This window comes from Leptospira biflexa serovar Patoc strain 'Patoc 1 (Paris)' (assembly GCF_000017685.1).
GTDB classification, from domain to species: Bacteria; Spirochaetota; Leptospiria; order Leptospirales; family Leptospiraceae; genus Leptospira_A; species Leptospira_A biflexa.
The window spans coordinates 3,504,049-3,523,038 of the sequence record NC_010602.1 but is presented as its reverse complement, the minus strand read 5'-3'; the positions used below and the strand labels follow the sequence as shown (position 1 = coordinate 3,523,038).

Annotated in this window: 15 protein-coding genes and 1 pseudogene; 11 read left to right on the top strand and 5 right to left on the bottom strand. The window is 37.3% G+C overall.

What is annotated here, in order from left to right:
- Positions 1 to 363: 363 nt before the first annotated feature.
- From vapB to LEPBI_RS16620, 10 genes and pseudogenes are all read left to right on the top strand, one after another.
- Positions 364 to 594 (top strand): type II toxin-antitoxin system antitoxin VapB, encoded by a 231-nt coding sequence (gene vapB / locus LEPBI_RS16665; protein WP_012390320.1) that lies wholly within the window; start codon positions 364 to 366, stop codon positions 592 to 594.
- Complete coding sequence (gene vapC / locus LEPBI_RS16660) at positions 591 to 995, top strand: type II toxin-antitoxin system tRNA(fMet)-specific endonuclease VapC (protein ID WP_012390319.1); 405 nt, start codon at positions 591 to 593, stop codon at positions 993 to 995. The genes vapB and vapC overlap by 4 nt, the downstream gene beginning before the upstream one ends.
- A gap of 193 nt (positions 996 to 1,188) precedes the next feature.
- Entirely contained in the window at positions 1,189 to 2,169 is a 981-nt protein-coding gene (locus LEPBI_RS16655) for a BtrH N-terminal domain-containing protein (RefSeq protein ID WP_041770094.1), read from the top strand.
- Between the two features lie 183 nt (positions 2,170 to 2,352).
- Positions 2,353 to 3,552, top strand: coding sequence for an SH3 domain-containing protein (locus LEPBI_RS16650; RefSeq protein ID WP_012390317.1), 1,200 nt, complete (start codon positions 2,353 to 2,355; stop codon positions 3,550 to 3,552).
- Between the two features lie 49 nt (positions 3,553 to 3,601).
- The gene (locus LEPBI_RS16645; RefSeq protein ID WP_012390316.1) at positions 3,602 to 3,982 is read left to right on the top strand and encodes a nuclear transport factor 2 family protein; all 381 of its coding nucleotides are present in this window, start codon (positions 3,602 to 3,604) and stop codon (positions 3,980 to 3,982) included.
- Positions 3,983 to 4,049: 67 nt separating this feature from the next.
- The gene (locus LEPBI_RS16640) at positions 4,050 to 4,385 is read left to right on the top strand and encodes a Zn-ribbon domain-containing OB-fold protein (protein WP_012476462.1); all 336 of its coding nucleotides are present in this window, start codon (positions 4,050 to 4,052) and stop codon (positions 4,383 to 4,385) included.
- 17 nt (positions 4,386 to 4,402) lie between these two features.
- Positions 4,403 to 4,870: a hypothetical protein gene (locus tag LEPBI_RS16635; RefSeq protein ID WP_012390314.1), complete on the top strand. Its 468-nt coding sequence runs from the start codon at positions 4,403 to 4,405 to the stop codon at positions 4,868 to 4,870.
- 17 nt (positions 4,871 to 4,887) lie between these two features.
- A pseudogene (locus LEPBI_RS19490) lies at positions 4,888 to 5,005 on the top strand (acyl-CoA thioesterase); the annotation flags it as partial.
- Positions 5,006 to 5,391: 386 nt separating this feature from the next.
- Positions 5,392 to 7,161 (top strand): hypothetical protein, encoded by a 1,770-nt coding sequence (locus LEPBI_RS16625; RefSeq protein ID WP_012390312.1) that lies wholly within the window; start codon positions 5,392 to 5,394, stop codon positions 7,159 to 7,161.
- 53 nt (positions 7,162 to 7,214) lie between these two features.
- Complete coding sequence (locus LEPBI_RS16620) at positions 7,215 to 7,811, top strand: hypothetical protein (RefSeq protein ID WP_012390311.1); 597 nt, start codon at positions 7,215 to 7,217, stop codon at positions 7,809 to 7,811.
- 77 nt (positions 7,812 to 7,888) lie between these two features.
- Here the strand turns inward: LEPBI_RS16620 and LEPBI_RS16615 are convergent, their stop codons facing one another.
- The 5 genes from LEPBI_RS16615 to LEPBI_RS16590 form a co-directional block, all read right to left on the bottom strand.
- Positions 7,889 to 9,316, bottom strand: coding sequence for a TolC family protein (locus LEPBI_RS16615; protein ID WP_012390310.1), 1,428 nt, complete (start codon positions 9,314 to 9,316; stop codon positions 7,889 to 7,891).
- Complete coding sequence (locus LEPBI_RS16610) at positions 9,313 to 12,522, bottom strand: efflux RND transporter permease subunit (RefSeq protein WP_012390309.1); 3,210 nt, start codon at positions 12,520 to 12,522, stop codon at positions 9,313 to 9,315. The genes LEPBI_RS16615 and LEPBI_RS16610 overlap by 4 nt, the downstream gene beginning before the upstream one ends.
- Before the next feature lie 11 nt (positions 12,523 to 12,533).
- Positions 12,534 to 13,646 (bottom strand): efflux RND transporter periplasmic adaptor subunit, encoded by a 1,113-nt coding sequence (locus LEPBI_RS16605; RefSeq protein WP_012390308.1) that lies wholly within the window; start codon positions 13,644 to 13,646, stop codon positions 12,534 to 12,536.
- 660 nt (positions 13,647 to 14,306) lie between these two features.
- The gene (locus tag LEPBI_RS16595; protein ID WP_012390306.1) at positions 14,307 to 15,935 is read right to left on the bottom strand and encodes a glycoside hydrolase family 13 protein; all 1,629 of its coding nucleotides are present in this window, start codon (positions 15,933 to 15,935) and stop codon (positions 14,307 to 14,309) included.
- 1 nt (position 15,936) lies between these two features.
- Positions 15,937 to 18,489 carry a [protein-PII] uridylyltransferase family protein gene (locus tag LEPBI_RS16590; protein ID WP_012390305.1) on the bottom strand — a complete coding sequence of 851 codons (2,553 nt, stop codon included), beginning with the start codon at positions 18,487 to 18,489 and terminating at the stop codon, positions 15,937 to 15,939.
- 30 nt (positions 18,490 to 18,519) lie between these two features.
- Between LEPBI_RS16590 and LEPBI_RS16585 the strand changes: the two genes are divergently transcribed.
- Entirely contained in the window at positions 18,520 to 18,990 is a 471-nt protein-coding gene (locus LEPBI_RS16585) for a hypothetical protein (protein ID WP_012476459.1), read from the top strand.

The following is an 18,990-nucleotide window of genomic DNA, read 5'->3' as shown; positions in this document are numbered from 1 at the left end:
TTCAAGTTTAGGCCCCGTGTATTGGGGTTTAAACTTGGTTCTCATTTTCCTCTTTCAAATCACTTCGAAAAACTAACTAAAAATAAATCAGAAGAGATATCTTCATACGTTGTGTGAGGGATTCATTGATATGCCGATAGCCAGTGGGAATTAGGGTGATATCTGTAATTCGTATACCAGCGTGAACGTGGGTGTTAATTGAAATAAGATGAACAGCAGGGTTTGAGAGAATCATGCGAGTGTGTAAATAGACTTGTTATACGACAGTCAGGAAATGTATGCCTCAGAACATGGGTACGGCCAAAGAAAAAACTGCTAAAATAGTAATTGACATTCCAACAAAATATATACTAAATAATATATATGAATCGTGCGAAATTATTTAAAAATGGTGATAGTCAAGCGGTTAGACTCCCTAAAGAATTTAGATTTAAAGGAAAAGAAGTCTACATTAGAAAAGATGGAAATTGCGTTATTATATCACCTATCGACGATGCCGTTGACAGATTATGGAAGTCTCTAAATGATTTTTCGGATGATTTTCTCATTGAGAGAAATCAACCTAAGTCTTTCGACAAACGAAATTCTATATGAATCATTATTTATTAGATACAAATATTTGTATTTATATCATTAATAAAAAACCTGAAAATGTTTACCAAAAATTCAAAAAAATTAGTTTAGATAACATCTTCATTTCTAGCATCACTGAATTTGAATTAAGATATGGTGTTCAAAAAAGTCAAAAAGCTGATAAAAATCAAAAAACTCTAAATGAATTTCTGGGTTACCTAAATGTCATAAACTTTGACTCAGAATCAGCATCGGTAGCAGGAACTATCAGAACTAAACTAGAGAAAAAGGGAGAAATAATTGGACCGTATGATTTACTCATCGCTTCTCAGGCTATTGCTAGTGACATTATTTTAGTTACAAATAATGAAAAAGAGTATAAAAGAATTAAAGAACTTAAAATAGAAAACTGGATTAATTAATCTGCTGACCATCACATAACAGCACCTTAACGATACGCTTCGGCACAAGGCCTCTTTCGGCCGACGGCCAATTTCCTCCTGGCATTCAACTTGCAAATACGAGCGACATGCCAGTCCCTAATGTCCCGTTCCGGGACTCAGGGACAACTTCGGTAGGTCTTATGCGCCAAATTTGACAAAAAAAGTAAACAAAATGAAAATTGAGAATTTAAAACCATTTGACGGACAACATTGTGAGACGACCGCAACAGGAACATTGTTACGACAACTCAATATCGACCTATCTGAACCAATGCTTTTTGGATTAGGTGAAGGACTAGGTTTCATTTTTTGGAATATGAAAACTATGAATTTCCCTTTCATCGGTGGACGAATCAAACCTGACTTGCTCACGCAAAACATTATTAAAAACTTAAATCTTGAACTAATATCTAACGAAACTTCTTCAAAGCAAAAAGCTTGGGACAACGTAAAACAACTTCTAAACAAAGGGAAGGTAGTTGGACTCAAACTTGACTGTTATCATTTAGAGTATTTTTCAAAACCGATTCACTTTGCTGGGCATTATACTGCTATTTACGGTTATGATAAAGAATATGCTTTTTTGGTTGATACAAAACAACAAGGCGGACAAGTAAAAACAAGTCTGAAAAGTTTAGAACTAGCAAGATCCGAAAAAGGTCCAATGGCCTCAAAAAATTTGTATTACATCATAAACAAAACAAACAAAAAGTTTGATCTAAAAAAAGTAATCCCAACAGCCATTCGTAATAATGCAATTGATTATCTCAATCCACCAATTAATAATATTGGGTACAAAGGAATATTGAAAACAAGTAAAGAAATATCCAAGTGGTTCGAAACGACAAATGAGATAACAGGTGATTTTTCTACATCTGCCATGCTGATGCAAAAAGCAGGAACAGGTGGTGCCTTGTTCAGAAATTTATACAGGGACTTCTTACAAGAAAGTTACGAATTATTAAAACTTGGCACACTCGCTCAGGCTCATAAAGAATTCATTGAAATTGCAAATCTTTGGACAGACGTTTCTAATTTATTTCTGAAAGTGAGTAAAAGCAAAGAAAAAAAAGATATAGTGCAAGCTTCAGAAATTTTAAAACAGCTTTCAGAAAAAGAAAAGGAAGTAATGGAAAAATTGGTTAAGATATAACCGAACACCTAACTTTAGTTAACACGCTATACTTCGGCACAAGGAGTCGCCCCAAATCTAAATTTCTATCACTACCTCGAAAACGATCCAATTTTTAGAATCGAAGAATAAAATATAGGATTTATGATTGTGAATCAAATTAGGTAGATTGAAAATCGAATTTGAATCTTAGGCACAAATTTTATGAAATCGAAATACTATTTTTTCTTAATGCTTTTACTACTTGGTTGTTCCGAAAAAAAAGTAGAATCAGAGCAAGGATCGCTCCAACGTTTTGTCACACAAATTCCAGCAGCTCAAGTTTACGATTCCATTGACTTAACGAAAGTTAGTTTAACCATTCCTTGGAAATCAATAGTGATGATCAAAAAAATGGTACAAAACAAAGACCAAATCTCTGTGATACACTTTACTTATGAAGGAAAGGATTATTATGGAAAAAACTCTGATTTTTCCGAAAGGAAACCTGAACTGTTTATGAGGGTGAATGTCAATTCAAGGTTACGTCTTCGTGAAAAACCAAACAAGGATTCGAATGTATTGGAGAAGATTCCCAATGGATATGTATCAAGTGTTCTTGCGATTGACCCTAAGCTTGTCACCATCGATTCAATTAAGGGATATTGGTTTCAAATTGCATATAACGGAAAAAGTGGATGGATCTTTTCTGGTTATACGATCACTACATGGAGCGAACATCAATTAAACTGGGCTGATTCATTAAGTTTTGAACCTGAAGAATTAAGTAGCAATTTAGCAGATTTACAAAATGAGTTAATGGATTACGAAATCAATGAACAAAACTCGATCAATGGTTACGATCTCATTCTTGCAAAACGTAAAAATCAAACGGAAATGGAAGAATGTATAGAGGGACAAAAACTTTTCATTTATAACAAAAAAGAAAATTTTATATATAAATCAGATAGATTCTCAACTTCGATTGCAAAGTTAGACCATCCATTTAAAAATGCAATTTTGGTGAGAGAAGAACATTGCGGATGTTGTTGTCCTAGCTCCAGTGAAAGTATCATACACTTAGGAAAAACTCCGATCAAAATGGAATCTTTTTTAAAAGATAATTCTATGAGTTGTTCCTTTATTTATGGTGAAACTTCATTCCGGTATGAAGTTACAAATAAATTTACAGATAACCAAGAGAATTTGAAGTATGTGAGGACACCAGATTGTTATGAATTTTTCAATTCAACAAATGATATTGATATCGATTCGGAAGTTTCCATCGTTCCAACTAAAATTTCTAATGAATATTTTGTATATAGCAAATATGGTAAAACTTTGGAAGTAGAAGTGTTTAAAAATGAAGGGATACCTAAGCAATACAAAACATTATGGGAAACCTCCCATGCTGAATTGAAGTAAATATCGACAAACATTAGTAAGACAAAAAGAAGAGAAGGAAATAAACGCAGTGGAGATATCCATTCAAACTCAAGAAATCGAATCCTTGGAGAAACAACTCATTGAAGCTATTAAAAAAAGTGATATTCCATTTTTAGAATCTGTCATCCATGAAGATTTGAGATTCATTGCACCAAATGGTTTGATTGTCACTAAAGAAATGGATTTGGACTCACATAAAAACAAAACGATGTTGGTAGAATCAATCGTATCAAAATTGGAAGAGATCCAAATAATAAATGATACTGCGATAGTCCTTATCGTTTATGATACAAAAGGGACTATGTTAGGAAATCCGATCGAAGGCCGGTTTCGTTACTTGCGGGTATGGAAACAGTTTTCAAATGGTTATCAAATCATCGCCGGCAGTTGCATCAAAATTGAATCGTGAATCTCAAATCATAAATCTTAAAATAAACAGATTGCATTAAAATTTGGTAAATACGAGTAATGGTACTATGACCCCAACAGTGACTTTAACTGGCATTGTTTGCCACAAATGCCAATGCAAAGTAGCGGAAGTGTTAGATGGTTGCCCCTCTTGTGGCAGCGAATCCATTGAAACGATCGAATTAAAACAGAACGGAACGATTGTTTCCTTCACTGTTGTACATGTTGGTTTTGGTCATATGGCATCGCGAGCACCTTATTTACTTGCGATCGTACAAACGGAAGAAAATGTAAAACTCACGACAATCATAGATGGCGTGACTGATTTTGGTTCTGTCAAAATTGGTGACACGGTTCGGTTTAAGGAGAGTGATGAAACCATTGGACCGGTCTTTCAATATTAAGATTTGAGGTATTCTCGTTGCCATCCCCTCATCGAAATCAATCCAATCAGAACAAATGGAGTCAAAAATATCCACTTCCTTCGGAAGAAGTATCCTCGTATTACTTTAGTGTTCCTCAGTCGATGTTAGACCAATTGATACAAATTCGAACCTTGATCTATGAATTGGCTGAAGCAGATGAGCGAATTGGAATGATTCAGGAATGTTTGAAATGGGGAGAACCAAGTTTTTTAACACCCATTACCAAGTCTGGTTCAACGATTCGACTCGCGAAAGTGGACGATTCGATGTTTGGAATTTATTTCAATTGTAAAACGACCATTGCCCAAGAGATTGCCATTCAATTCCCGGAACTAAATTGTGATGGCAAACGTGCTTTAAATTTTTCTACAAATCAAAAAATTCCAAAAACCAAACTGATTGTCTGTTTGAAGAAAGCACTATTATACCATAAACGAAAGTTTCAAATAGATAAAGAAATTTGATTCGATTCTTGGTTTAGATTCGACTTTTTCAGTCTGCGGAGGTGGATTCACAAGGGATTGTGTTTAATGCCAATTATCTTAATTATTTGGATGTTGCCATTACCGAATACTTTCGCGCCCAAGGGATTGCCTATTCTGATTTTTTAAAATATGTTTCGTATGAATGGAAGTACCGCGCCACCGATTGGAGCGGAAATCCTTTCCTAATTCAATGTAATTTCTTTTTTCAATCCATTGGAAAGATTGCAGCGGAAAGCGGGGTCGTGATTCGATTGCATTACAATCAAAAAACCAATGCGAGGCGCACCACTTATCCCAATCGTCCTAATTCATGATTCCATACGAAATAAGTATGTGTTTCAAAAGCAACGGTTTTGATTTCAGAATCGCTCTCTTAAGATTAGTTATCCATTATCTACTAATTGGTATATTGTACAGATGGTTCAAAAATTGTTTTTGATTTGACTTGTCAATATATTTCCATTTAGAATGCCTGACAATCTAACTCACACAGGAACACTATGAACCAAACTCCATTTATTTTGCGATCAATGATTGCGACTGCCATTCTACTTTTGGCATTTTCCAATTGTTCCAAACGGAAAGTAAAACCTTTTGAACCGTCGATGCGTTTTTACTTTTTCCAACCCAATCTTGAATTGGAATTATTCAAGGATACGAAGTTACCAGGGAAGGCGATTGGAAAAGTCAATGCCAAAGACAACGTGGAAATTTCTGCTTATGTAGAGGTGACGGAAAAAGACACTACGTTTACTTATTTTGAAGCGATCTGTCCTGAAAGATTGAAAGCACAGTGCGATGATGGTAAGGCATATTTTCCGAGCACTGCAAAAATTAGTGCGGATTATCTTACGCGGATACTTGGTATGGGGAGCGCTTTTACGTATGCGAAAGCAGTGGGGACAATCGTTGGTAAAAATGATTACGAAGTACTAAATTCACTGAGACAGTGGTTGCTTTCTCCCGAAAAAATCAAATCGATAGATCTATCGAAAGTAAATGTAGATATCTTTAACACGGCTTTGGCGCTGGAATTTCCAAAACCGGATGATCGCCTAAAAGTTATAAACGAATTGGTTTTGTTACCCGAATTAGTTGGGCAAGATTCTCCGAAAGATCCGAGGCTCGCTGCCATTGTGAAACGTTTCGCGGCTCTACGTGAAATAGGAAAAGATGGATCGGGACTGATTTTACCTGAAGGAACTTCTAGTCCTCTATTTGAAGATTTTAAACACCAAAAAGAGGTAATGGAAAAACAACTTTATTCAGAGTTTGCTGTGAGAGCGAATTCGTATAAGGGTCTAGTGGCACAGTTTAATAAATTCAAAAATCATTATCTAATCCCAGAGATGATTTTTCAGTTGATTGCCAAAGATGGTGCATATGCTGCGAAAGGATTGCCATTCCAATACTTTTCACTTTCGAATTCATCACAAACCGCAATGGACATTGTGAAAAAATTCCAACCAAATTTTGATCCATTGTCTGTTGTCGCCAATGGAAAGTTAGAATTCAAAGAGAACGATGGTGTTTTTTTACACATCACTCAGATGGATGGTTCAGGAAATTTAGGTTCGGAGGAAAGATTAGAAGTACTTTCGATCGTCGCAGAAGAATCAGGTGGATCCATTGGATTTCGCATCAAACTAAAAGCAGGAGAAGTGATCCTAACACCTCTTGCCACAACAGATTATCTCCTCACTTCAGGCCAAGGTTTCAAAGAATTTTTGGCAACCATACCAAAAGATTACAAAGAAATTTTTAAAACCAATCCTTATGAAAAGGCAGTCGTACTCGTTGCCGCCAAATTTGGTGAAGGTGGGTTCAATGAAGGGCTTGGTGAAATGCAGTATATGTTGTCGACTGTGGATCGTTATTGGATGATTTATGAAATTGTTCGGTCACATCCCAATATTAAACGTGATAAAGAATCCAGCGGTTCCTTTGTGACAAATTCTGGAAGTGCGAGTGATGGAACTTGTTTTACTGATTTCCAATGGAGACAACCGAAGGGTCAATTTTATGTATCGGGGGTATACTATGGATGTAATGGAGAAGGAGGTTCCGGAGATTCTCCGAGTAGAGATGAGGAATTGTGTTTTCAGGAATTAGGACATGATTCGCTTTATATCACCTTTCCTGCCACGGACTTACGATCCGATAAACCGAGGATTGATATCGAACTGCAGAATGAGTCAACCGTTTGCCAGTACATCAATCGTTTGGTATTCGATTCAAAACGGTACAAAGGGGAGAGTGGTGGTGAATGATGGGAATGATATCATTGAAAAACAAAGTATAAAATTAAACCAAGGTGAATTTAATGAAAGAAACGAAACATCGATATTTTAAAGTGAAAATGATGATGATGGTAGGTGTTGCAGTGATGTTCATGACCATCAATTGCAAAAAAGAAGCAGAGGGTCCAACGGAAGCAGAGAAAGCCGAATCTTCACGTTTGCAACAAGAAGAACTAAAAAGAAAAGAATCTATCATTAAAGGTTTAAAGGAATCAGATGAACCAATCAATTATGAGAGTATTGAAGACAACTTAGGTGGAATTACAATTCCCAATTGGGGAAGTGTTACAATAGAAGAAATAAAACCCTTTCTTTATTTTTGTGAATCGTCTCCAATGAATTTTGGGATCAAATTGTATGCTGATTATTCTGCTACTTCGCAAAGTGATTTCGATGTTCCGGTATTAAAGGGGGAGTGGAAAGTATTGTCGAAAACGAAGGCATCCTTCAATTTAAATAATGGAGCAGGAAATACGATTGTTGAACTTACCGAAATACCACAAGTGTTAAAATTTTCATATAAACACAATGGAGAAGAGTTAGTTCGATTCCATACTTTTTGTTATGATGAAACCCATAAGTTTGCACAGGAAGTTGTGATACCAAAACTTTCTTTGTAAAGTGAGTTGGTGATTGCAATTTCTGACATTAAAAAAATTCCCCGCGCCGCCGATGGATGTGGAAAGCGGGGATATAATTAAAATGTCCCGTTCTTTCGTTCGCTGTCTTGTTCGTTTTGGCCTCGCCAACCACCACCGAGTGCTTTATACAAACCAATATTAGATTCAAGTAAACTGTACTTTAGTTCAAAGGCTTCCACTTGTGCTTCCAGAAAATCCCTCTGGCTAAACAAAACATCAATGTAGTCTATCCTTCCTGCTTTGAAGAGGATATTGGAGATTTCTACTGATTCTTTTAAATTCTGCACCTGTTTGTTTTTTGCTTCAAACTTCTGTGAGAGATTTTTGATTTTTACAATTTGATTGGTCACTTCTGTAAAGGCTTTTAGGAGTGAGACTTCATAATTGTAAACGGCTTGGATTTGTAAGTTATTTGCCGTTGCATAATTGGCTTCTATTGCTTTTCTGTTGATGAGTGGTGCGATGATCCCTCCACCTAATCCATAAGCGAGCGAAACTGGTGTTCCTTTAAAATGTTTGGAATTAAACACTTCATAACCAATATTGCCATCAATGGAAAGTGATGGATAAAATCTTGCTCTAGCCACTTCGATATCCAATTTTCGAGATTCTAAAATCAGAGTGGCTTGTTTGATATCGGGTCGATTCTCAAGAAGATCAATGGGAACAGATTTTTGGATTTCAGGGAGTGTGATTTCTAAAAAATCATCTGAAGTACGGTTGATTTTTTCTGGAAACCTTCCTAATAAGAAATTAAGTCGATTTTCAGTGATTGCAATCCTTTGAACGATATCGTATTTACGTGCTAGGTTTTTGGAAACCTCGGCTTCGAATCGTTTGACAGCAAGAGAAGTGGTTCTACCAGCTTCTCTTTGTAATACGACGATTTCCTTTACTTGGGATAAAACTTCGATATAGTTTTGAATGAGGGTGAGTTGGTTGTCGAGTGCCTTCAATTCAAAATACGTATCCGAAATTTCTGCAACTAAGTTGGTCACAACAAAACGTTTTCCTTCTATACTTGCTAAATATCTAAGGTATGCAGATTTTGTAGCGTTTCTTAGTTTTTTCCAAATGTCAATTTCCCAACTCATAACGAGTCCACCGTGTGCAAACAAAGTCGGAGAATTTGCGTTAGGTGTACTAAATCTTTCTTTCTGTTCGCTTCCAACATCGGCTTGTAAAGATAATTTTGGTAAGTATTCCCCTTGCCTTGCAAAAACTTCGTTATTTGCGATACTGATTTCCTGTTCTAGAACTTCAAGTTCCTGATTGTTTTTTATAGCAATCTCAATCAATGAAATCAATTGTGGTTCATTAAAAAATTGGTTCCAAATTTCAGTTTGTAACTTAATCGCTTTTTCAGAGGACTCCCAATTTTGAAATTGTTCTGGAAGTTGTAAATCTTCCTTATCTCTTTCGTAAAGCGCGGGAATACAGGAAATATTCCATAAAACTATGAATGTGATGATGATCCGTTTCATTTGATTTCCTTCCTTGTCTTTCTATTTTTTTTACGTTCGATTTCTGAATTCTGGTAACTCACGTCCGATTCCGAAAGTGGCATATGGTCCTCGTGGTAAATTAGGCTTTTGCCTTTTGCAATGTTGGCAAAGATGATATAAAGTCCTGGGACTACGATCACACCAAAAATAGTTCCAAATAACATTCCACCTAACGCACAGGCACCAATAGTGTGGTTAGCAATTGCTCCAGGACCCGTTGCAACAACGAGAGGAATGAGTCCTGCAATAAAAGCAAATGAAGTCATTAAGATTGGTCGAAACCTTGCTTTTGCTCCTTCAAGCGCAGCATCAAATACACTAAGGCCTGCTTCTTGTCTTTGTCTGGCAAACTCGACTATTAAAACCGCATTTTTACCAAGTAGTCCGATTAACATAATCATTCCAATCTGGGCATAAATATCATTGGCTAGTCCTAACAAACGTAATAAGAAAAAGGAACCAAAGATACCTGGTGGAAGTGAAAAGATGACCGAAAATGGTATGATAAAACTTTCATATTGGGCAGATAACACTAAATAAACGAAAACTATTACGACAATGAAAATGTATATTGCTTCATTTCCTCGAGACGCTTCATCATAAGATAAGCCTTCCCAACCAACTTCAAATCCTTTGGGAAGAGTTTTCGATACTTCTCGAATGGCTTTGATCACATCCCCCGTTGTATAACCATCACTTGGTAATACATTGATCACTGAAGAAGTGTATGCATTGTATCTGGTAATCTCATTGGCTCCTTGTTTTTGTTCCAATGTCATAAAGGAAGAGTAAGGAACCATCTCACCTTTGTCATTCGGTGTGAACAAACCAAGGATATCGGAAGGTAACCTTCTGAATTCGGGAGAGGACTGAACGTATACTTTAAAGAACTGATTGAATCGAATGAATCCTTGTTCGTAAGTACTTCCTACGAGGATGTCTAGGTTGTCCATGGCTTCCCCAATGTTGACTCCCTTTTGCATGGCAAGTTTTCGATCCAACTTTACTTCAAGTTGAGGGAACTTGGCAGAATAAAAAGAAAATAGTCCAGTTAACTCTTCTCTTTTTTTAAGTTCAGCCATAAACTCTTCATGCACTTTGTCAAAAGCGGTATAATCACCACTATTGGTTTTATCAAGCAAACGAAACATGACTCCACCAGCCGCACCAAAACCAGGAACTGCTGGTGGTTCAAAGAACTCTACGATAGCTCCAAAATTTTTTGTTTTGTGCTCCAATTCTTCCAATACATCGTGGACAGAATTTTTTCTATCGGACCAATCTTTTAAACTGATGAGACAAGTTCCAGCGTTGGATCCTTCACCTTCTGTGAGGATTTCGTAACCAGCAAGAGAGGCAACGGAATCAACTCCTTCTATCTTCAACGCGATCTCTTGAAGTTTCCTTGCGACATCATTTGTTTTCTCGATTGTCGATCCAGGAGGAGTTTGGATGACCGCATAGATCATCCCTTGGTCTTCTCCTGGAACAAATCCTGAAGGAACAAACTGTGATAATAGAACAAATCCAAGGGAAAAAAAGAGTAATAGAGAAACGATAAATACTTTTGAACCTGAAAAACGTTTCATCAAGTTCACATATCTATCAGTAACAATCTCAAAATAAAAATTAAATTTTTCTAAGAAGAGATCAATTGGATTTCGTGCTTTTTTGTGATGACTATGAGGCTTTAAGATCATTGCCGTGAGGACAGGAGTTAATGTTAAAGCGACTAAACCAGAAAGGACGATAGACGTTGCCATTGTGATTGCAAATTGTCTGTAAAAAACTCCTACTGGACCAGGTAAAAAAGTCACTGGGACAAACACTGCTGTCATGAGTAGGGTGATCGCAATTACGGCTCCGCTAATTTCACCTAATACTGCTTTGACGGAAAAATAAACGCTAAGATGATCTTCGGCCATCTTTGCGTGAACGGCTTCGACTACGACAATTGCATCATCAACGACAATACCAATGGCAAGTACCATGGCAAAGAGAGTGATTAAATTGATGGTCAGTCCAAGTGCCATCATAAACGAGAAGGCTCCAATGAGGGATACAGGTACAGCAATGATTGGAATTAAAGTGGAACGCCAATCACCTAAGAAGATAAATACGACGATTGCCACTAGTACAAAAGCTTCTATAAGAGTATGTATTACTTTTTCAATCGCAGCATCAATGAAGTTTGAGACATCATAACTGAGTTTGTAATCCATTTCTGGGGGAAAAGTTTGTTTGAGTTCTTCTAACTTTGCCTTGATATCTTCGATGACATCCTTCGCATTACTCCCTTCCGTTTGTTTGAACATGATCGCAGCGGCGGGGTGACCATCGACATCAGAATAAATATTATAAAATTCACTATCGAGTTCTACTTTCGATATGTCTTTGAGATAAAGTAACTCACCTCCATTTTTAGCACGGATGATGATATTTTCATATTGCCCAGGTTCATTGAACCAACCTTCATAGGTTAAGGTATATTCAAGTGATTGCGCTTGTTTTCCAGAACTTTGGCCAAGGCGACCAGGCCTTGCAATGATACTTTGGTTTTCAATTGCCTTCATAACTTCGGCAGTTGTTACATTGTACGCACGCATTCGGTCGGGATTGAGCCATACACGCATTGCGTATTGCCTTGTTCCTAAGATTTTAGCTTGGCCTATACCATGAATCCTTTTTAACTCCGGTAACAAAAACACGGTCGCATAATTGTATAAAAATTTTTCACTCGCATTTGGATCTTTGCTATATAAGTTTACATACAATAGCATACTCGGTTGTACTGGCTGAACAAAGATACCTTCCAAACGTACTAACTCGGGAACACGATACATCATCTGATCCACTCGTGTTTTTACTTGTACGAGAGCATCATTCGGATTGGTTCCTGGTTCAAATAAAACTTGGATGATTGCATCTCCGGAACTTGTGGAAGAAGAAATCATATAGCGCATACCAGCAACACCATTGATTGCTTGTTCTAATGTCGTTATTGTTGATTGGACCAATACTTGTGCACTAGCACCAGGAAAGGAAAGTGTTATAGTGACTCGAGGTGGTGCGATCTCTGGAAATTGCGAAACGGGAATGTTTTTAATTGATATTAAACCAACAAACACAACTAATACGGAAATAACGATAGCGAGAACTGGTCTCTGGAGAAATTTTGTAAACATACAATGATCTCCTAGTGAGCCGATAACTCGAAACTTTTCATGATATTTTCACGAGCTTCGATTTTAAACTTTATAGTATCACCATCATGTACTTTACCAAGCCCTTCTAAAAGGATGATGTCGGTTTCAGTAATACCGGATTCGACAACAAACAAGTGTGGGATTTCATTAGAGATTTTAATTTCTTTTGTTTTTAGAATTCCTTTACTAGAAATGGTATAAACATAACGTTTATCTAATACTTCGAATGTTGCTTTTTGAGGAATGAGAAGAGCATCTTTTAAACTTTCTTTTACCACAACATTTCCGGTTTCTCCATGACGTAATAGTCTGTTTGGATTTGGAAACGTGGCACGAAATGGAATGGTGCCTGTCTCACTATCGAATTCACCTTCAATTGTGTCGGCGATTCCTTCCTGTTGGAAAAATTCTCCATTTGCCATCAGAAATTTTACCTTTAATGGTTTGTCTCCGGATCTTCTTGCATTCGAAAAATTCAAATAATCTTTTTCCGAAACATTGAAATAGACCCAAAGTTTGGAAATATCAGAGATGGTCGTTAATAAAGTTCCTTCTTCCACCAAGCTCCCGAGCCGGACTTGGAATCGATCCGTGATTCCCGTAAAAGGTGCTGTCACAGTTGCTAAATTCAAATGGACTTGTGCCAATTCCATGGCGGCTTTATTTTTCTTTAAACGTGCTTTGATGAGTGAAAGTTCAGTTTGAGAAACTACATTTTCTTTAAATAATTTCTCAGTGTTTTCGTATTCAATTTGTGTGGATTCATACTCAGCTTTGGCTTTGTCGTATTGTGCATTAACAAGCATTGGCATCACTTGGAATAACTTTTGTCCTTTTTTGACAACCCTTCCTTCATCCATATAAATCTGTGTTAGATATCCCTTTTCGAAGGCTCTTACTTCGATACGTTGGATTGCTTTCACTTGTGCCACATAGTTTTTATCAATTGTTACATCCTGTTTCCAAGGATATGTTGCCATAAGTGAATTTTTGTCTTCATGATTTTGTCCATGACAATTGATCAGGAAAAGAAACGAAATTAAAAATACTGTATAAAGTATTCTAGTCAAAAAAGAATGCTTGATCTCGATTAAAAGATTCATTGTGTCCCCAAAAGAACTAACGAAAGTTAGTTAAAATTTTAAATATCACCGATCGCATTAAATCCTGCGATTTCTTTTGAATGAAATTTTATGTTAAGTGGAGATGGGGGGAGCGCGGTCTTTAAGGTTACTAGTGGAAAGATGCGAAGAAGCAAAAAAGTATGGTATGAGAATTAATTCAGGTTCGAAATGTATAGAAAGGTTAACGAAGGAAACAAATGAATCATTTGTTATTTGATTGCGATTAGCATTGATTTCCGATTCTTCTTCATTTGATTCGCTTATTTCTTGAATGGTATAAGAAAAATCGCATAAACTACTATGTTTGTAAGAAGTATGGTTTTGGTACGGTTCAAGATTGGATGCATATCCCTCAGTGTTTGTACTGACGAATACGATGGACAGCAACAAGACTGCAAATCGACTGATCAATGTATTTACCATCATCGTGCGCATCTAATGCCAGCGAATTCCCCAATTGATTATTGTCAACAGTTTAAACGAATGCTTCTAATTCTCAATTAAAGACATTCTGCTATCACATTGCCTCATTGACACTAAGTTTATCGAAGAGTCGATTGTATCAGATATCCTTTCCTTCTTTTGTTAGACTTATCTAAAAAGGACAAAAGTGGAAAGATAGCGTTGAATAGACTTTCCTTAATTCCCGAAAATCACAGCCTCATTCGGCAACAAAACCAAATCGCCAGTATCGAGCTCCTTATCTAATTCAAACGAGGCATCTCGATTTTTAGAACTAAATAAAATTTCATTCAAACTCCATTTTCTTGGATACGAAACACTGACAGGTTTGGAGGAAAAGTTTAAAAAGATATACGTTTCTTCCTTGCCGTCCCTACGTCTGTAGTATAATGCTTGTTTGTCGGCGCTAAGTAAAATCTTTAATTTTCCTTTCCGGAGGGACTTACGATCCTTTCGGATTTGGAGTAGTTTCTTATAGGTATAAAACAGGGAATCGGGGTTTTGTTTTTGTGCATCCACATTGATTGTGTTAGCTTCTGTGTAGAGAGGTAACCAAGGTTTTCCCGTGGTAAAACCTGTGGTCTCAGACCCGTCCCAAGGCATGGGAATTCTTTCGGGATCTCGACCGGGATGGAATGGCCAATACCGTTTTCCCACAGGGTCTTGGATTTTGTTAAAGGGAACTTTTTGGCGTTTCATTCCAATCTCTTCGCCGTAATACAGAAAAGGTGTTCCTCGTAACGTTAACATCATACAGGCGGCAAGCCTGGCACGGTCTAAAGTATGTTCTCCTTTTTCATACCGAGTGATGTGACGAGGGAAATCATGGTTCGACAAAGTATAATTGGGCCAATTGTCATCACCTAACGCAGATTCAAAATCTTTCACAATCTGGAAAAACCGTTCTGCTTTCCATGGTGAAAACAAAAACATAAAATTGAAAGCAAGGTGGAGTTCGTCGTTACGGCCACAATAGGTGGCGGGTAACAACACATTTCCCGGAAAATCTTGCATGATCTCACCAACAAACATACGTTTATCGGAATAGGAATCTAAAAGTTTACGCATCCTTCGCAATATTCCATGCATTTCAGGACGGTCACGGTCGTAGGTATGTACTTGTTTGTCGTAAGGCCTTGGGCCTTTCATAAAATAGGATGCATTGTTTCGAAAGAATTCATCTTTGACGTATAGATTCACAACATCCAAACGAAACCCATCAACTCCCATATCGAGCCAATATTTCATCATTCGGAAAATGGCATCCTCTACATCGGGATTACGCCAATTGAGATCTGGTTGTTCTTTTAAAAAAGAATGGAAATAATATTCACCACTTCGTTTGTCATATTCCCAACCAGAACCACCGAATGCACCTAACCAATTATTCGGCGGACCATTATGACTTGGTTCTTTCCAAATGTACCAATCCCGTTTGGGGCTATTGACAGATGATCTAGATTCAATAAACCATGGGTGTAAATGAGATGTATGGTTGACCACTAAATCCATGATAATACGGATTCCACGTTTGTGTGCTTCCTTTAACAGACGTTTAAAGGTCTGAATGTCACCAAAGACTGGATCAATTTCTTCGTAATCTGAAATATCATATCCAAAATCAAACATGGGAGAAGGATACACAGGAGATAACCAAATGGCATCGATTCCAAGAGAATCTCTGGAACCTGCTAAATAATCCAATCGTTGGATGATTCCTTCTAAATCGCCGATGCCATCTCCATTGGAATCTTGGAAACTACGTGGATAAATTTGATAGATGACTGCTTCTTTCCACCATGCCATATTAAAAACTAATCTCCATGATACCTTGGTTTTCTTTGACTCTTGCGACTGAGAGAATTTTTTCTTTGATCGCCAGCAGAAGTCCTGTATCTTCTATTTTTTTACCATTTTTGGTTTGGATATGAAAGGAGTCATATGCAAAATCAGCACTGGTTGAGATTCTAACAAAGATTACTTCCAGTTCAAAATCAATTAAAGATTTTAAAATTCGATACACTAACCCGATTGAGTCGGGGACTCTTACTTCTAATACAGAATATGTTTCCGACAAATCATTGGCAAACTTCACCAATTCTTCTACCATTCCGTCTGGGATTTGAGGTAATGTTTTCCAAATATTGGTTGTGGATGCCAAATCCTCTATGTTCACAATCCCATCGATACATTCACCGAGAGCGGATTCAATTTCGAATATTTGTTGTTCTGCGATCTCTCCACTTCCAAATTCATCCGTGATTTGTGCCTGTAAGATCAGATGTTCGTTTTCAGTTCGAAAAAGCCTAAGTCCTACCAAATTCAATCCAAGAGAGGAAATAATTCCCGAAAGATACAGTAACATTCGTTTGTCTGCGTTCGCAAAAATCGATAAAGTGACAAAAGCTGGTTCCTTTTCAGATATCAAACGAAACCTGGCACCAGAGCCAAACCATTCATGTAACAATACAAAATGTTGGTAAACCCTGCGTGGGGTATTATAGTTCAAATAAGAACTGGGTCGGATTTGCATTCCAAAGTTTACAATTTGTTCTGCCTGTTCGGCGGTGAGACCTTCTTTTTCTACTAGGTAGGTTTCCAAAGTGGTTTCGATTCTTTCTTGGGTATCTGAAACATTGGTTTTGTTTTGTAAGTAAGTGAGAGTTGAGGTGAACAAAAAATGTAAAATTTCTTTTTTCCAATTCGTGAGGACGGATTGCCCAACTGATTTTGTATCAATGATGGTCATTATATATAACAAACGTAATGTGTTTTCATTTGAAAATTGTTTTGCAAATGATGAAATGAGATTTGGGTCATAAATATCACGTTTGGATGATAATTCTGACATGACGATATGTTCTGCGACCAAAAATCGTAAAAGTTCGGTGTCTTCCTCAGACAATCGGAATCGTTCCGCAATGATGAGGGCAAGTTCGGCACCGTATTGGCAATGGTCTCCTTCCTTTACTTTTCCTGCATCGTGGATGAGGATGGCAAGAGCCAAAATTTCGATTTTTTCACATACATTGAATACTTCTTGCACTTGCGGGTCTTCCCACAAATCGGCAATCAATACATCTAACTCTCGTAAGATGAGTAAAGTGTGTTCGTCAACCGTGTACTGGTGGTGGTAACTAAACAGTGGAAAATTGGTGCAAGCTCCAAATTCTGGAATGAGTTTCCCTAACACATTACATTCGTGCATCAGAGTGAGAGTATGACCAATCCGTTTTTTATGGCGAAGCATCCCTAAAAAACAGTCGAGGACTGATTTTTGATTTTTGAAATCATCATCCAAAAAATGGGATGCAAATCGAATTTCGTTTAAATCAATCCGAGATGGTTCTTCTTCATTCTTTTGGGACTCTGCAAAAAATTGGATGATGTCATCATAAAGAGTGTCTGGATTGGAAAGTTCTTTATGGATCCGTTTTTTGTTGAGATTTGTTTTTTCATCCAAGTAGGTTCCAATATAAAAATACACATCCTTTTGTGCCTTGTAGAATTGGCTCATAAATCGTTCTAAGGTTTTGATTTCATTTTTTGGACCGAATCCTAAAAATTCAGCCACCTCAGCTTGTAATCCCAAATCCAATCTGTCATTTTTGCGACCGCTAATGATGTGGAGTGCGGATCTTGCTAAGAGTAAAAAATCGTAAGCGGATAATAAAGTTAAACTATCACCAATCAAATAAAAATCAAAAATCCCACCGTCTGCACTATCGGCGAGGGGATTTGTTTTTTCGATCCAATACATTTGTTGGATGTCGCGTAAGCCCAATGGATCATTTTTGATATTGGGTTCGGATAAAAGAATGGGATTGTAGGAATTGATGATCCTTTCTCTAAGATAAGAAAGTTTCCATTCATTGTATTCTTTGATGGTTTTTTCAGGAATTTTTCCAAGGAAATCAGTTTTGAACTTTTGAAACAGAAGTTCGGAACCAACCAAAAACCGCGCATCGAGCACTGCATGGTAGGTTTCAATTTGGTTTAAGTATAAAAACGATTCTTTGATCGTGCGGCAACTATGTCCCACTTCCTTATCATTGTTATATAAGAAGGTATTGATTTTGGAGATGATTTCGCTTAAAACTTTGTCAGAAAGTTTTCCATCATGAAGGTATAAAAGATCAATATCAGAATAGGGAGCAAGTTCCCGTCTTCCATACCCACCCACTGCAATGAGACAAAGATGGTCTTTGATAGGAATTCCATTGGAAACTTCCAAAAAAACACTACGTAGGGAATCATCCACAAGGTTACTCAACTGACGAGTAAACAACCTTCCCGATGATACCGTTTTGGCTTTTGGAAAGGTCCGTTGCAGTTTTGCCTTGAGTTCTGATTTCATCATGTTAAGCTTACCTTATTGGACAACTTTAACATGAATCCGAAGATTAAAATCACAATTCAGTTTATTTTCAGCCATCTTTTGGCTTATCTGTTTGTTTCCATCCCCTACTTTCAATTGGTGATGAAAGGGTATTATGAAGGTGAGTCTGCAGTCTTCCCTTTGTTTTTAATTACATCGGTAGATGGAGCCGCTTGGTCTAGAGCGATGGCTTGGCTTTTGCCTGCTCTTGTTTTCCAAGCAATCCTTATTGTGAGTTTTATCCATCTCATTTGGGATTGGTTTCGGGAACAAAGTTTCGGCAAACAAATGTTTGTACTCGTTTGGATGCGGACTGTCCTTGGTGGTCTTGCGGCCATATCCCCAGCTGTCGGTAGTGTGGAAGGAATGGTGTTTATGATCTCCGAGATTTCTGTTTCCATCCATTTGTATGTATTATTTGAAATTTTTTTACAGTCACTCGTACAGGCAGGGATTTTCCTTTGGTTTATGAGAAAGCTGTAA

Coding starts and splice junctions, on each gene's coding strand:
- vapB (WP_012390320.1), top strand. CDS start 364: ATGAATCGTGCGAAATTATTTAAAAATGGTGATAGTCAAGCGGTTAGA.
- vapC (WP_012390319.1), top strand. CDS start 591: ATGAATCATTATTTATTAGATACAAATATTTGTATTTATATCATTAAT.
- LEPBI_RS16655 (WP_041770094.1), top strand. CDS start 1,189: ATGAAAATTGAGAATTTAAAACCATTTGACGGACAACATTGTGAGACG.
- LEPBI_RS16650 (WP_012390317.1), top strand. CDS start 2,353: ATGAAATCGAAATACTATTTTTTCTTAATGCTTTTACTACTTGGTTGT.
- LEPBI_RS16640 (WP_012476462.1), top strand. CDS start 4,050: ATGACCCCAACAGTGACTTTAACTGGCATTGTTTGCCACAAATGCCAA.
- LEPBI_RS16625 (WP_012390312.1), top strand. CDS start 5,392: ATGAACCAAACTCCATTTATTTTGCGATCAATGATTGCGACTGCCATT.
- LEPBI_RS16620 (WP_012390311.1), top strand. CDS start 7,215: ATGAAAGAAACGAAACATCGATATTTTAAAGTGAAAATGATGATGATG.
- LEPBI_RS16615 (WP_012390310.1), bottom strand. CDS start 9,316: ATGAAACGGATCATCATCACATTCATAGTTTTATGGAATATTTCCTGT.
- LEPBI_RS16610 (WP_012390309.1), bottom strand. CDS start 12,522: ATGTTTACAAAATTTCTCCAGAGACCAGTTCTCGCTATCGTTATTTCC.
- LEPBI_RS16605 (WP_012390308.1), bottom strand. CDS start 13,646: ATGAATCTTTTAATCGAGATCAAGCATTCTTTTTTGACTAGAATACTT.
- LEPBI_RS16595 (WP_012390306.1), bottom strand. CDS start 15,935: ATGGCATGGTGGAAAGAAGCAGTCATCTATCAAATTTATCCACGTAGT.
- LEPBI_RS16590 (WP_012390305.1), bottom strand. CDS start 18,489: ATGATGAAATCAGAACTCAAGGCAAAACTGCAACGGACCTTTCCAAAA.
- LEPBI_RS16585 (WP_012476459.1), top strand. CDS start 18,520: ATGAATCCGAAGATTAAAATCACAATTCAGTTTATTTTCAGCCATCTT.